This is a genomic window from Rhodococcus sp. DMU1, from assembly GCF_012272955.1.
GTDB classification, from domain to species: domain Bacteria; phylum Actinomycetota; class Actinomycetes; order Mycobacteriales; family Mycobacteriaceae; genus Rhodococcus; species Rhodococcus aetherivorans.
In genome coordinates this window covers 5,350,196-5,363,228 of sequence record NZ_CP050952.1, presented here as the reverse complement: position 1 = coordinate 5,363,228, position 13,033 = coordinate 5,350,196, and the positions used below count along the sequence as shown (strand labels likewise).

The window sequence follows — 13,033 nt, the reverse complement described above, 5'->3', positions numbered from 1 at the left end:
GTCCTGGCAGCCCGAAGGGCGCACCGGCGCAGCCTAAGGTGTGGCGTATGAGCGATGATGCGACGCCGCGCCGTTGGGGCCTGACTATCCCTCTCGACGGCATTTCCCTGCCGGATCAGCGAAACCTGATCGCCGAACTGCCCGACCTCGGCTACACCGACGTGTGGTCGTCCGAGAGCAGCGTGGCCGACGCCTTCACGCCCCTGGCGCTGGCGAGTGTGTGGGCGCCGACGCTGCGCCTGGGCACCGCGATCGTCCCGGTGTTCACGCGCGGCCCGGCCACCCTGGCGATCTCCGCGGCCACTCTCGCCGCCGCCGCCCCGGGCCGCTTCGTCCTCGGCGTCGGAACCTCGTCCAACGTGATCGTCGAGAAGTGGAACAGCACCCCGTTCGAGGAGCCGTTCAAGCGGGCCCGCGACACGCTGCAGTTCCTGCGCGCCGCGCTCGCCGGTGAGAAGGTCACCCACAAGTACGACACGTTCGAGGTCAGCGGGTTCCGGGCCGGCCTCGTCCCCGATCCCGCCCCGCCCCTGCTGCTCGCCGCCCTGCGGCCCGGCATGCTGCGCCTCGCCGGACGCGAGGCCGACGGTGCGATCGTCAACTGGCTCTCGGCCGACGACGTGCGCACCGTCGCGCCGTACGTGCACGAGGGTGGAGCGGGCAAGGAGATCGTCGCCCGCATCTTCGTGCTGCCCGGCTTCGACGCCGAGACCGCCCGCAGCATCGGCCGTCGCATGATCGCCGCCTACATGAACGTCCCCGTCTACCGCGCCTTCCACGAATTCCTGGGCCGCAGCGAGGATTTCGAGGGCATGTGGCGGCTGTGGGGGGAGGGGGAGCGGTCGGCGGCCCTCGCCGCGATCCCGGATCACGTGGTGGACCAGCTGGTCGTGCACGGGCCGCCGGAGGCGTGCCGGGAGCACATCGAACGGTACGTCGAGGCGGGTGTGACCACCCCCGTGATCGCGATGACCACCGCGGGCGATCCTACGGAGATGATCCGGGCCCTCGCCCCACGCTGAGTGCCGGATCCGCGCCGGGCGGTCGACCGCGAATCGAGCGCGCCACTGTCCGGGAACCGTGCGGCAGTTCCGTGCCGATCGGTTCGGCGCCGAGCGTCGTCACGATTCGGTCGCGGCGGTAACGTCCCCGTCGGGCACCGACGACATTCCGGGCAGATCGACCGCTGGGAGGCCGCGATGCCTGGACCGGATCTGCGTCGGGTGACCGTCGCCGCCGACGACGGCCTGCCCCTGTCGGTGCGGGTGCACGGACCCGCCGACGCGCCCGTCACGGTCGTGCTGGTGCACGGGCACTGCCTGCGCACCGACAGCTGGTCGGCGGTGCGCGAGCGCCTTGCCGGGCAGGCCGGCGCGGCGGTCCGCATCGTCGCCTACGACCAGCGCGGTCACGGCCGGTCGGGGGTCGGCGCGCCCGAGACGTACACCATCGAGCAGCTCGCCCACGACCTCGACGCCGTGCTGCGCACCGTCGTGCCCCGCGGGCCCGTGGTGCTGGCGGGGCACTCGATGGGCGGGATGGTGGCGATGGCCTACGCACGGCTGTACCCGGAGGCGATCGGCAGCCGCGTCGTCGCCGCCGCGCTCGTCGCGACCGCGGCGAGCGGCCTGGCCGACCTGGGGCTCGGCCGCTACCTGCGGCACCCGGCGGTGTCCGTGCTGCACCGCGCGGTGCGACGGGCGCCGCGGGTGATGCAGGGATCGATGCGCGTCGGCGGGCGGATGTGCGCGCCGGTGGTCCGTCGCGGCACCACGGATTCGTGGGCGCGTTCGCTGGCGACGACCCTGACGAACGAGACGTCGATCGTGACGCTCTCGCGTTTCCTTGCGGCGTTCGCGGTGCTGGACGAGTCGGCGGCGCTGGCCGTGCTCGCGGCGATCCCGGTCCTGGTGGTCGGCGGGTCGGCCGACGAGCTGACCCCGTTCGCGCATTCGCGGGCCATCGCCGCGCGGCTGCCGGCCGCCGAACTGGTGCGGGTCGACGGCGCGGGGCACTCGCTCATCGTCGAGCGCGCCGACGAGGTGGCGGCCGCGCTGCTGCGACTGCTCACCCACGTTCGGGGGGTGGCCACCCCCGTCGGGGTCGTGTAGGCAGGAGCACATGACCGACACGCGCACCGACCAGCCCGCCGCCGTTCTCATCGCCGTCGACGAGGCCTCCGGCATCGGCCTGCTCACCCTGAACCGTCCCGATCAGCGAAACCCGTTGTCCGCGGCGGCGATGCGCGAGGTCACGATGGGACTGCGCGCGCTGTCCGCGGAGTCCGCGACCCGGGTGATCGTGATCCGCGCCGAGGGGCCGGTGTTCTCCGCCGGTCACGACCTGCGCGAGATGATCGGCCGCACCCTCGAGGACGAGCGGGTCATCTTCGACACCTGCACCGAGATGATGCAGACCGTGCAGTCGGTGCCGCAGCCGGTGATCGCGTCGGTGCAGGGTGCGGCCGTCGCGGCCGGGTGCCAGCTGGTGGCGTCGTGCGACCTGGCGGTCGCGTCGTCGGACGCGGTGTTCGGCACCCCGGGGGTGAAGATCGGCCTGTTCTGCTCCACGCCGATGGTCGCGCTCAGCCGCGCGGTGGGGCGCAAGCGGGCCATGCAGATGCTGCTCACGGGCGAAACCATCGATGCGGAGACGGCCGCGGACTGGGGGCTGGTCAACTTCGTCGTCGACCCGGCGGCGCTGGAAACCGAGACCGCCGCGCTGGCCGCGAAGATCGTCTCGGCGTCGCCGGCGACGGTGCGGATCGGCAAGGAGGCCTTCTACCGGCAGATCGAGCTGCCGCAGGAACAGGCCTACGAGGCGATGGCCGAGACCATGGCGACCAACGCGATGATCTGCGATGCGCAGGAAGGCATGACCGCGTTCGTGGAGAAGCGCCGTCCCGTATGGCAGGGCCGCTAGGCTTATCGAGCGTTAAGTCTGGACCATTGGTTGGACGTCCTATAACGTGTCCGATCATGAGCTCAGACCCGCGCGCGAACACCGTCGACGGCGTGCTGCACCGCAGCGCCGCCCGCTTCCCCCACCGCACCGCCCTGCGGTTCGGCGACCGCACCCTCACCTACCGTGAACTCGACGACGCGGTCACCCGGGCGGCCGCCCGGCTGCGCGCGCTGGGCCTGGACCAGGGCGATCGCGTCGCCGCGTACGGCACCAACTCCGACGCCTACGTCGTCGGGTACCTCGCCGTCGCCCGGGCCGGCCTGGTACACGTGCCGATCAACTACGCGCTGCGCGGCGAGGAGCTGAGCTACCTGCTCGGCCAGTCCGGGGCGCGTGCCGTCCTCGTCGACCCCGCCCTGGCCGGCAACCTCGAGCAGGTGCTCGCCGACGTCCCGGCCGAACACGTCCTGCCGCTACGCGACGCCGACGACTCGCTGCTCACCGCCGCGTGCGCGGGCGAGGTTCCGGAACTCGACGTGACCGTCTCCGACGCCGACCTCGTGCAGTTGCTCTACACCTCCGGCACCACGTCGAAGCCCAAGGGCGCCATGATGCCCCACCGGGCGCTGGTGCACGAGTACACCTCGTCGATCGTCGCGCTGGACCTGGCTGCGGACGACAACCCGCTGGTCTGCATGCCGCTCTACCACTCGGCCGGCATGCACGTGTTCATGATGCCGTACCTGGCCGTCGGCGCCACGATCACGCTGCTGCCCGCCCCCGACATCCCGGAGATCCTCCGGCTCGTCGAGTCCGAGCGCATCGGCTCGCTGTTCCTCGCCCCCACGGTGTGGGTGCCGCTGGCGAACCACCCCGACCTCGAGACCCGCGATCTGTCGTCGTTGCGCAAGGCCCAGTACGGCGCGTCGATCATGCCCGTCACCGTGCTGAACCGGCTCCGCGGGCGCTACCCCGACCTGGGGTTCTACAACTGCTTCGGTCAATCCGAGATCGGTCCGCTGGCAACGGTTCTGCGCCCGGAGGAGCACGAGGACCGGCCGTCGTCGTGCGGGAGGGCGGTGCTGTTCGTCGAGACCCGCGTCGTCGACGCCGACGGCAACGACGTGCCCGACGGTGAGTCCGGCGAGGTGCTGTACCGGTCGCCGCAGCTGTGCCTGGGCTACTGGGACAACCCGGAGGCCACCGCGGAAGCGTTCCGCGACGGCTGGTTCCACTCCGGCGACCTCGTCACGCGCGACGCCGAGGGCTACATCACCGTCGTCGACCGCATCAAGGACGTCATCAACACCGGCGGCATCCTCGTCGCCTCCCGGGAGGTGGAGGACGCGCTCTACACCCACGAGGCCGTCGCCGAGGTGGCGGTCATCGGCACGCCCGACGAGAAGTGGATCGAGGCCGTCACCGCCGTCGTCGTGCTGCGCGACGGCGCGGATGTCGACGAGCGCGAGCTGATCGACCACGTCAAGCAGCGGCTCGCGCCGTTCAAGGTGCCGAAGCTCGTCCGGTTCGTGGACACGTTGCCGCGCAACCAGAGTGGCAAGCTGCTCAAGCGCGAGCTGCGCACCACGTGACCGAATGTCACATGAGTTCGATCGAAGTGAAGCGGTGTGACATTCGGTCACACGCGACGGAAGGCTGAAGGACACCGATGGTCAAGAAGCACGTGCCGTCCTGGCACGACGACGAGGTACAGGCGGTCTCCGAACTCGCCCGTGACTTCTTCGAGCGCGAGGTGATGGCCCGCGCCGAGAAGTGGGACGCGCAGCGGCGCATCGATCGCGACGTGTGGCTCGCCGCAGGCAAGCTCGGGCTGCTGCTGTGCTCGGTGCCGGAGGAGTACGGCGGCGGTGGCGGCACCTTCGCCCACGATCTGGCCGTCTTCGAGGCGCAGGGCTACTCGGGTGACCTCGCACTGGGCATCTCGGTGCACAGCGGCATCGTCGCCCACTACATCCTCGAGTACGGCAGCGAGGAGCAGAAGCGGACCTGGTTGCCCGGCATGGCCACCGGTGAGATCCTCGGCGCGATCGGCATGACCGAGCCGGGCGCCGGCTCGGACCTCAAGGCCATCAAGACCACCGCGATCCGCGACGGCGACACGTACGTGGTCAACGGCTCGAAGACCTTCATCACCAACGGCTCGTCGGCCGACGTCATCGTGCTCGCCGTCAAGACCGACCCCAAGGCCGGTGCCAAGGGCGTGTCCCTGCTCATCGTCGACCTGCGCGACTGCCCCGGCTTCGCGGTCGGGCGGGTGCTGGACAAGGTCGGCCAGCACGGCGCCGACACCTCCGAGCTGTCGTTCACCGACGTGCGGGTGCCGGTGGCGAACCTGCTCGGCGGGAGCGAGGGGCAGGGCTTCGCGCAGCTGATGGCGCAGCTGGTGCAGGAGCGGCTGATCATCGGCGCGCAGGCCGCCGGCGCGATGGAGCGCGCGGTCGAGGAGACCGTCCGCTACACGAAGGAGCGGCAGGCGTTCGGGCACAGCCTGTTCGAGTTCCAGAACACCGCGTTCGAGCTGGCGGAGTGCCGGACCATCGCCCGGACGTGCCAGGTATTCCTGGATCACTGCATCGAGCAGCACCTGAAGGGCGAGCTCGACGACGCGGACGCCGCGATGGTCAAGTACTGGCTGACCGACAGGCAGTGCGAGGTGATCGACCGCTGCGTGCAGCTGCACGGCGGCTACGGCTACATGCGCGAGTACCTGATCGCGCGGATGTACGAGGACGCCCGCGTGCAGCGGATCTACGCAGGCGCCAACGAGGTGATGAAGCAGATCATCGCCCGCTCCCTCTGAGCCCGCCCCCGAGTGGGTTCCGGCGAGGAACCCTTCACCTGCCGGCCTGCCGGGTGTGGTGGGCCAGCACCTTCGCGAGCAGGACGGCGAGCTGGTCGCGCTCGGTCGGGTCGAGCGGCGCGAACGCCTCGTCCTGCGCCGCGACGAGCACGTCGTCGAGGGTGCGCAGGTGCTGCCGCCCGCGGCGGGTGACGCTGATGATGTTGCGGCGCCGATCGGTGGGATCGGGGCTGCGGTCGACGAGCCGCCGGTCGGCCAGCTCGTTGACGGTGGCGACGATGTCGCTGCGGTCCATCCCCGCGCGACGGCCGAGATCCGTCTGACACAGCGAGCCGTACTCCTCGAGTGCCGCGAGCGCGCGGTAGTGGTAGCCGCGGGCGTCGGCCTGGCCGAGCCGGTCGACCACCACCCGGTGCACGTGGCGGGCGGATTGGGTCAGCAGCCAGCTCGGGAGCCGCTCGAGCCTCGTGGGCGCGGTCGAAATGTCTGGGTCGGACATGCCACCAGGGTACGGTTCGACGGCCGGAAATCCGACGGTCAGCCGTCGGCGCCGCGGCAGCGCAGCCCCGCGGTACCGGGCCGACGATTCCGGCCCCGGCGGCGCGACCGGCGCGGGGGAACTGCTCAGCGCCCGCGGTGATCGGTGATCGGCGTGCGTGGTCCCCGTCGCGGGACCCGCCCCGCCCCGCCGGTCGCCATGATCAGTCGCACCGCTCGATAACGGTGCGGCCGAAGCGGTTCCAGATACTTCACCATGCCGGCGTCGTCGAGTGGTGCGCCCAGCAGCGACCAGCCGACGATCGTCGCGAGGTGGTAGTCGCCCACCGACAGCGCGTCCGCGTCGCCGAAGGCGCGCTGCGCGACCTCGGCGGCGGTCCATACGCCCACGCCCGGGATCGAGCGCAGCTTCCGCTGCGCCTCGGCCGGCGCGAGGTCGACGAGCCGCTCGAGGCGGTCGGCCAGCCGGGCGCAGCTCACGACGGTCCGGGCCCGGCCGGGGTCGACGTTGGCGCGGTGGAACTCCCACGACGGGACGCGGCGCCACGTCTCGGCGGCCGGGGGCACCCGCATCCCCTCCGGTGCCGGACCGGGCGCGACGTCGCCGAACCACGTGACGAGCCGCCGCCACGACGCGAACGCGGCGACGCTGTGCACCCGCTGTTCGAGGATCGCCGGGACCAGGGCCTCGAGGACGCGGCCGGTGCGCGGGATCCGCAGGGCCGGCAGGCGGCGATGGGCCTCGGCCAGGCTCGGATGCTCGGGCCGGAACCCGGTCGGGTCGTCCTCGGCACCGAGAAGGGCGGGAAGGTGTGCCGACAGTTCCTCGGCCCCGGCACCCCACGCGTGGCAGCGCACGCCGCGCGGACCGTCCTGCACGAGCCGGTAGGTGACCGGCCCCGACGCCAACCGGGACGTGCGCCACACGGCCTGCCCGTCGCGGCGATGGCAAGGGTCGTAGGGCCCGCGCTGCAGGGGTTGCAACGTCAGCGCGACGTCCACCGGCCGAGGCAGCTCGGCGCGGACGACGAGCGCGCCGGTGCTGGGTGGAGCGGGGGCGGGCACCGGTCCACCGTACTGTGCGACGAGGTGACCGTGCGACGAGGTGCGGATCGAGGGCGGCGACCCGCCGAGCGTGCGCTTCTCGCGCCGGCACGCCGAGGGGTGCCGCGATTTCTGCGCGGCCGCGGCGCGTCGGCGCCTCGGGCGCGACGTCGCCCCTGCCACGGGATATGGTCTGGCACATGATCATCGTGAGCACCGACGGTTCCTGCCTTCGCAATCCGGGCGGCGCCATCGGATGGGCGTGGGTCAATCACGAGGGGCCGAGTCGCTCGGGTGGGGAGCGCTCGGGCACCAATCAGATCGCCGAGCTGCGGGCGCTGCTCGAGGCGCTGAAGGCCCATCCCGGTCCGGAACCGATGATCATCGAATCCGACTCGCAGTACGCCATCAAGTGCGCCTCGGAATGGTTGCCCGGCTGGAAGCGCAAGGGCTGGAAGACGGCGACCGGCGCGCCGGTGAAGAACCTCGATCTGGTCCAGGCCATCGACCGCGTCCTCGCCGACCGGTCCGGGCCGGTGCGGTTCCGGTGGGTGCGCGGACACGTCGGCAACCACTTCAACGAACTCGCCGACACCCTCGCGGGCGAGGCGGCGCGCGCGCAGGCGGCGGCCCCGCCCGCCCCGAACGCGCCCGTCTCCGAACCGGCCGGGCCCGAGCCGACCGCCGCGCGTGCGCGGCCCGAGCCGACCGCCGCACCCGCGCGGCCCGAGCCGACCGCCGCGCCTGCGCGGGCGAAGAAGGCGGTGCGCCGGACGGTGAAGGTGGTCGAGGAGGTCGAGCTCACCCTCTTCTGACGAGCCGTCAGAATCCGCCGGCAACCTCGATCACCGCGCGGCCGGTGAACTTGCCGGCCCGCACGAGGTCGAGCGCGGGCACCAGCTCTCGCGCGGGGATGTGGCGGGTGATGTCGGCCAGGTGCCGGGGTCGCAGGTCGCCCGCGAGGCGCTCCCACAGCGCCCGGCGCGGACCGATGGGCAGCTGCACCGAGTCGATGCCCAGCAGGGCGACGCTGCGCAGGATGAAGGGCATCACCGTGGTCTGCAGGGCGGCGCCACCGGTGAGTCCACTGGCGGCGACCGCGCCGCCCCACTGGACGGTGCTGAGGACATGGGCGAGTGTGGCGCCGCCGACGCAATCCACGGCCCCGGCCCAGATCGCCTTGCCGAGCGGTCGCGGCTTCGCATCGGGGTCCTCGGGCAGCCGCCCGATCACCGAGGCGGCGCCCAGTTCGGTGAGCAGGTCGTGGGCTTCCGGCTTGCCGGTCGAGGCGACCACCTCGAATCCGGCGGCGGCGAGCAGGTCGACGCTGACGGTGCCCACGCCGCCGGAGGCGCCGGTGACGACGACGGGCCCGTCGTCCGGGGTCAGGCCGTGCCGCAGCAGGGCCTGCACGCTCAGCGCCGCGGTGAATCCGGCGGTGCCGATGGCGGCGGCGTCGGCTGTGGAGAGCTCGCCGAGCCGGATGAGCTGGTCGGCGGGGACGCGGGCGTACTCGGCGTAGCCGCCGTGGCGGCCGGTGCCGATCTCGTAGCCGTGCGCAAGGACCCGGTCCCCGGGCGCGAAGTCGGGGTGATCGGAGGTGACGACCTCACCGGCGAGGTCGATGCCGGGAATGATCGGGTAGTTGCGGACCACGCCGCCGCGCGGGACGACGGCGAGGGCGTCCTTGTAGTTGATGCTCGAATGCAGGACGCGGACGGTGATGCCGTCGTCGGGCAGCATCGTCTCGTCGACGGTCTCGGGGGCGAAGTCGATCGCGTCGTCGTGCTCGCGCGCGACCCAGGCGGAGAACGTGGTGGAGGTCATGGGTCCGACCGTAGTGGCGGCGCGCTCGTCCGTGGGGCGACACGACCCTTGCCAACAGTAAGTAAAGGCATGCTAAGTTAGGCAATGCTTGGCTGAGTTCGAGGCGGTGGGTGGGGCTGCGCGGGTGGCTCCGTCTACCTCGGAAGTTCAATTTTCAAGGAGATTGCCCATGCGTATCCGGTTGTCCGCCGCCGTCGCGTTAGTCGCGGCCGCCTCGCTCGGGCTTTCCGCCTGCTCCTCCGACACCTCCTCCGACACCGCGGCGGAGACCGGCGAGACCGTCGTCATCAGTCACGCCCAGGGCGATACCGAGGTGCCCGTCGATCCCGAACGGGTCGTGGTCTTCGACCAGAGCGTGCTGCAGTCCATGATCGACCTCGACCTGCCCGACGCCGTCGGCGTCCCCGCGCTCACGAATTGGCCCGAATCGTTCGCGCGTTACCGGGGCGACGACGTCGCCAAGGTCGGCTCGCTGTTCGAGCCCGACTTCGAGGCCGTCAACGCCCTCGAGCCCGACCTCATCATCGTCGCCGCCCGGTCGGCCACCAGCTACGACGCGCTCAGCGAGATCGCCCCGACCGTCGACCTCTCCGTCGACGCCAAGGACTTCCTCGCCAGCGTCGCGAAGCAGAACCGCAACCTCGCCACCATCTTCGGCGCCGAGGGCGCGTTCGAGGAGAAGTTCGCCGGCATCGAGGCGTCGTTCGACGCGGTGTCCGCTGCCGCCGCACAGGCGAACCTGCGGGGACTCATCACGCGCGTCGAGGCCGCCGAGGTCACCGCGTACGGACCCGGCTCCCGGTACGGGATCATCCACGACCTCGGCGTCAAGCCCGTGTCGGAGACCTTCGCCGACGACGTCGCCCACGGTGACGCCGTGTCCTTCGAGTACATCGCCCAGGCCGACCCCGACCTGATGTTCGTTCAGGACCGCGAGGCACCCCTCGGCGACACTACCGGCCCCAACGCGTCCCGAGTCCTCGACAACCCGCTCGTCGGCGGCACCACCGCCGCGAAGGAAGGCCGGATCACCTACCTCGACCTGTACACCTGGTACATGGCGCCGAGCGCGCTGAGCTCCGTCCAGTCGCAGATCGACGTCGTCGGGCAGGCCGTCGGCAAGGCCGCGGCGGCATGACCGCCTCCCGCCCGTGAGCTCCCCGGTAACGACCGGCAGGGCCGGCGACCGCACCCCGCGTGCGGCCGCCGGCCCCGCCGCGCGTCTGCGTCCCGTCCTGATCGGCGCGGCGCTGCTCGCCGTCGCCGCCTTCGCGTCCCTGTTCGTCGGCGTCGCCGACGTCACCCCCGCCGACCTGCTGCGCGGCGACACCGCGACCCTCGAGGTGTTCTTCGTCTCGCGCGTGCCCCGCCTGATCGCGATCCTGCTCGCCGGCGCCGCCCTGAGCGTGTCCGGCCTGATCATGCAGCACCTGACCCGCAACCGGTTCGTGGCGCCGGACACCGCCGGCACCGTCGAATGGGCCCTGCTCGGCATCCTCGTCGCCACCCTGTTCCTCGGCGGACAGTCCGTGCTCGGCAAGATGCTCGTCGCCGTCGCCTTCTCCCTCGTCGGCACCTTCCTGTTCCTGCGGCTCCTGCGCCGCGTCCGGTTCACCGACATGATCGTCGTACCGCTCGTCGGCCTCATGTTCGGCGGCGTCGTCATGGCCGTCACCACGTTCTTCGCCTACCGGCTCGAACTGATGCAGGCCCTGAACACCTGGACCAGCGGTGACTTCTCCGGCATCCTGCGCGGCCGCTACGAGATCATCTGGGTCGTCGTCGCCGTCATGGCCGTCGCCTATCTATACGCCGACCGCTTCACCGTGGCCGGCCTCGGTGAGGGCTTCGCGAAGAACCTCGGCGTCCCGTACCAGCTGGTGATCAACATCGGGATGGTCGTCGTCGCCGTCACCACCGCCGTCGTCACCGTCGTCGTCGGCGCCATCCCGTTCCTCGGTCTCGTCGTGCCCAACCTTGTCACCCTGGCGCTCGGCGACAACCTGCGCCGCGTCCTGCCGATCACCGCGCTCGCCGGCGCCGGATTCGTGCTCGCGTGCGACGTCGTCGGCCGCGTCCTCCGCTACCCGTACGAGATCCCGGTCGGCACCGTCGCGAGCGTCGTCGGCGCCGTCGTGTTCATCGCGCTGATCCTGCGCACCCGGCGAGGTGCGCGATGAGCCCGGCCGTCGCCGCACCCGCCGTGACGAGTCGCCGGAACCCTGCCCGTGTGCTCGTCGTGCTCGCCGTCGTCGCCGCACTGGCGGTGTGCGCCTACCTGTTCCTCTTCGTCACCGGCTCGTGGGACTTCGCCATGAAGATCCGCGGCCGGCAGGTGCTGTCGATGGTGCTCGTCGGCTACGCCACCGCCTTCGCCGCGGTGATCTTCCAGACCGTCACCAACAACCGCATCCTCACCCCGGGCGTGATGGGTTTCGACAGCCTGTTCATGCTGCTGCAGACCCTCGTGGTGTTCCTGTTCGGCGCGAGCGCCCTCGCGACACTGGATCCGCGCCTGAAGTTCGGGGTCGAGGTGCTCGCCATGGTCGGCTTCGCGCTCGTGCTGTTCCGATGGCTCTTCGACCGCGGATCCCGCGACCTGTACGTGCTGGTGCTCGTCGGCATCGTGCTCGGCGCGCTGTTCGGTGGGCTGTCGTCGCTGGTGTCGCGGCTGATCGACCCCAACGACTTCATGACCCTGCAGGACGTGCTGTTCGCCAGCTTCAACAACGTGCAGGTCGACCTGCTCGCCGTGTCGGCCCTGCTCGTCGTCGCGGCGACGGCGTTCTCGGTGCCGCTGCTGCGTAAACTCGACGTCGTCGCACTGGGCCGCGAGCACGCGATCGGCCTCGGCGTCGACCACCGGCGCGTCGTCACCCGCGCGCTGATCGTCGTCGCGGTGCTGGTCTCGGTGGCCACTGCGCTCGTCGGGCCCATCACGTTCCTCGGGCTGCTGGTGGCCAACCTGGCCCGGGAACTCGTCGGCACGTTCCGGCACCGCTGGACGGTGCCCGCCGCGACGCTCGTCGCGATCGTCGCCCTGGTCGGCGGGCAGTTCGTCCTCGCCCGGCTGCTCGACTACAACTCGAGCCTCATCGTCGTCGTCAACTTCGTCGGCGGCATCTACTTCATCTCCCTGCTCGTGAGGGGTGCGCGCCTGTGATCACCGTTCGGGACCTCGCCAAGAACTACGCCGGCACCACCGTGCTCGGACCCGTCGACCTCGACGTCCCGCGCGGCGGCCTCACGTCGATCATCGGTGCCAACGGTGCCGGCAAGTCGACACTGCTGACCATCGTCGCGCGGCTGCTCGACACCGACGCCGGATCGGTCAGCATCGACGGGCTCGACCTGCGGGCCACCCCCTCGGACGCGCTGGCGAAGAAGCTGTCGGTGCTGCGCCAGGACAACACCACGGCGGTGCGGTTGTCGGTGCGCGAACTCGTCGAGTTCGGGCGATTCCCGCATTCGAAGGGCCGGCTCTCGGCGGCCTGCCACGACGCGGTCGACCGCGCCCTCGAGTACACCGGCCTGGGCGGGTTCGAGCACCGCTTCCTCGACCAGCTCTCCGGCGGACAGCGGCAGCGCGCGTTCGTCGCGATGGTGCTCGCGCAGGACACCGACTACGTGCTGCTCGACGAACCGCTCAACAACCTGGACATGAAGCACTCGCAGCACATGATGCAGCTGCTGCGACGCATGGCCCACGAGATGGGCAAGACCGTGATCCTGGTGATCCACGACATCAACTTCGCGTCGTGCCACTCGGATCGCATCGTCGCGATGCGCGACGGCGCCGTCGTCGCGGACGGCGACGTCGACGAGATCCTGCAGCCCGAGGTGCTGCGCAAGGTGTACGACATGGACATCGCCGTGCACGAGATCGACGGCCGTCGCATCGCTGTGTACTTCTGAGGCGCCTCCGGCGCCGGTGTGTCC

The 13,033-nt window shown here is 71.2% G+C and carries 13 protein-coding genes; 10 read left to right on the top strand and 3 right to left on the bottom strand.

Annotated elements, in window-relative coordinates:
• Nucleotides 1-47 precede the first annotated feature (47 nt).
• From HFP48_RS24415 to HFP48_RS24395, 5 genes are all read left to right on the top strand, one after another.
• A complete protein-coding gene (locus HFP48_RS24415; RefSeq protein WP_006939812.1) occupies nucleotides 48-1,022 on the top strand; it encodes an LLM class F420-dependent oxidoreductase in 975 nt (324 codons plus the stop codon).
• Nucleotides 1,023-1,199: 177 nt separating this feature from the next.
• Nucleotides 1,200-2,111 carry an alpha/beta hydrolase gene (locus HFP48_RS24410; protein ID WP_072636401.1) on the top strand — a complete coding sequence of 304 codons (912 nt, stop codon included), beginning with the start codon at nucleotides 1,200-1,202 and terminating at the stop codon, nucleotides 2,109-2,111.
• A 10-nt stretch (nucleotides 2,112-2,121) separates the two neighbouring features.
• Nucleotides 2,122-2,922: an enoyl-CoA hydratase gene (locus HFP48_RS24405; RefSeq protein ID WP_050035992.1), complete on the top strand. Its 801-nt coding sequence runs from the start codon at nucleotides 2,122-2,124 to the stop codon at nucleotides 2,920-2,922.
• Between the two features lie 56 nt (nucleotides 2,923-2,978).
• Nucleotides 2,979-4,496 carry an acyl-CoA synthetase gene (locus HFP48_RS24400; RefSeq protein WP_102800124.1) on the top strand — a complete coding sequence of 506 codons (1,518 nt, stop codon included), beginning with the start codon at nucleotides 2,979-2,981 and terminating at the stop codon, nucleotides 4,494-4,496.
• A gap of 77 nt (nucleotides 4,497-4,573) precedes the next feature.
• On the top strand, nucleotides 4,574-5,725 hold the full coding sequence (locus tag HFP48_RS24395; RefSeq protein WP_006939807.1) for an acyl-CoA dehydrogenase family protein: 1,152 nt from the start codon (nucleotides 4,574-4,576) through the stop codon (nucleotides 5,723-5,725).
• A 34-nt stretch (nucleotides 5,726-5,759) separates the two neighbouring features.
• Here HFP48_RS24395 and HFP48_RS24390 read toward each other — a convergent pair whose 3' ends face one another.
• Both HFP48_RS24390 and HFP48_RS24385 read right to left on the bottom strand, forming a co-directional pair.
• On the bottom strand, nucleotides 5,760-6,224 hold the full coding sequence (locus HFP48_RS24390; RefSeq protein WP_006939806.1) for a MarR family transcriptional regulator: 465 nt from the start codon (nucleotides 6,222-6,224) through the stop codon (nucleotides 5,760-5,762).
• 125 nt (nucleotides 6,225-6,349) lie between these two features.
• A complete protein-coding gene (locus HFP48_RS24385) occupies nucleotides 6,350-7,288 on the bottom strand; it encodes a DNA-3-methyladenine glycosylase 2 family protein (protein ID WP_168580196.1) in 939 nt (312 codons plus the stop codon).
• Between the two features lie 179 nt (nucleotides 7,289-7,467).
• On the opposite strand from HFP48_RS24385, the gene HFP48_RS24380 reads away from it, so the two are divergent.
• A complete protein-coding gene (locus HFP48_RS24380) occupies nucleotides 7,468-8,082 on the top strand; it encodes a ribonuclease H (RefSeq protein ID WP_168580195.1) in 615 nt (204 codons plus the stop codon).
• A 7-nt stretch (nucleotides 8,083-8,089) separates the two neighbouring features.
• Here HFP48_RS24380 and HFP48_RS24375 read toward each other — a convergent pair whose 3' ends face one another.
• A complete protein-coding gene (locus tag HFP48_RS24375) occupies nucleotides 8,090-9,094 on the bottom strand; it encodes an acryloyl-CoA reductase (protein ID WP_168580194.1) in 1,005 nt (334 codons plus the stop codon).
• Between the two features lie 169 nt (nucleotides 9,095-9,263).
• On the opposite strand from HFP48_RS24375, the gene HFP48_RS24370 reads away from it, so the two are divergent.
• Genes HFP48_RS24370 through HFP48_RS24355 form a run of 4 tightly spaced genes read left to right on the top strand, consistent with a single transcriptional unit; the run spans nucleotide 9,264 to nucleotide 13,009 of the window.
• A complete protein-coding gene (locus HFP48_RS24370) occupies nucleotides 9,264-10,232 on the top strand; it encodes an ABC transporter substrate-binding protein (protein ID WP_006935723.1) in 969 nt (322 codons plus the stop codon).
• A 13-nt stretch (nucleotides 10,233-10,245) separates the two neighbouring features.
• Nucleotides 10,246-11,274 carry an iron chelate uptake ABC transporter family permease subunit gene (locus HFP48_RS24365; protein ID WP_006935724.1) on the top strand — a complete coding sequence of 343 codons (1,029 nt, stop codon included), beginning with the start codon at nucleotides 10,246-10,248 and terminating at the stop codon, nucleotides 11,272-11,274.
• Nucleotides 11,271-12,257 (top strand): iron chelate uptake ABC transporter family permease subunit, encoded by a 987-nt coding sequence (locus HFP48_RS24360; RefSeq protein WP_246872473.1) that lies wholly within the window; start codon nucleotides 11,271-11,273, stop codon nucleotides 12,255-12,257. The genes HFP48_RS24365 and HFP48_RS24360 overlap by 4 nt, the downstream gene beginning before the upstream one ends.
• Nucleotides 12,254-13,009, top strand: a complete 756-nt coding sequence (locus tag HFP48_RS24355) for an ATP-binding cassette domain-containing protein (RefSeq protein ID WP_072636396.1) — start codon at nucleotides 12,254-12,256, stop codon at nucleotides 13,007-13,009. The genes HFP48_RS24360 and HFP48_RS24355 overlap by 4 nt, the downstream gene beginning before the upstream one ends.
• The last annotated feature ends 24 nt before the right edge of the window (nucleotides 13,010-13,033 follow it).

Excerpts from the sequence above, each read along its gene's own strand:
- HFP48_RS24415 (WP_006939812.1), top strand. The coding sequence starts at position 48 with ATGAGCGATGATGCGACGCCGCGCCGTTGGGGCCTGACTATCCCTCTC.
- HFP48_RS24410 (WP_072636401.1), top strand. The coding sequence starts at position 1,200 with ATGCCTGGACCGGATCTGCGTCGGGTGACCGTCGCCGCCGACGACGGC.
- HFP48_RS24405 (WP_050035992.1), top strand. The coding sequence starts at position 2,122 with ATGACCGACACGCGCACCGACCAGCCCGCCGCCGTTCTCATCGCCGTC.
- HFP48_RS24400 (WP_102800124.1), top strand. The coding sequence starts at position 2,979 with ATGAGCTCAGACCCGCGCGCGAACACCGTCGACGGCGTGCTGCACCGC.
- HFP48_RS24395 (WP_006939807.1), top strand. The coding sequence starts at position 4,574 with ATGGTCAAGAAGCACGTGCCGTCCTGGCACGACGACGAGGTACAGGCG.
- HFP48_RS24390 (WP_006939806.1), bottom strand. The coding sequence starts at position 6,224 with ATGTCCGACCCAGACATTTCGACCGCGCCCACGAGGCTCGAGCGGCTC.
- HFP48_RS24380 (WP_168580195.1), top strand. The coding sequence starts at position 7,468 with ATGATCATCGTGAGCACCGACGGTTCCTGCCTTCGCAATCCGGGCGGC.
- HFP48_RS24375 (WP_168580194.1), bottom strand. The coding sequence starts at position 9,094 with ATGACCTCCACCACGTTCTCCGCCTGGGTCGCGCGCGAGCACGACGAC.
- HFP48_RS24370 (WP_006935723.1), top strand. The coding sequence starts at position 9,264 with ATGCGTATCCGGTTGTCCGCCGCCGTCGCGTTAGTCGCGGCCGCCTCG.
- HFP48_RS24360 (WP_246872473.1), top strand. The coding sequence starts at position 11,271 with ATGAGCCCGGCCGTCGCCGCACCCGCCGTGACGAGTCGCCGGAACCCT.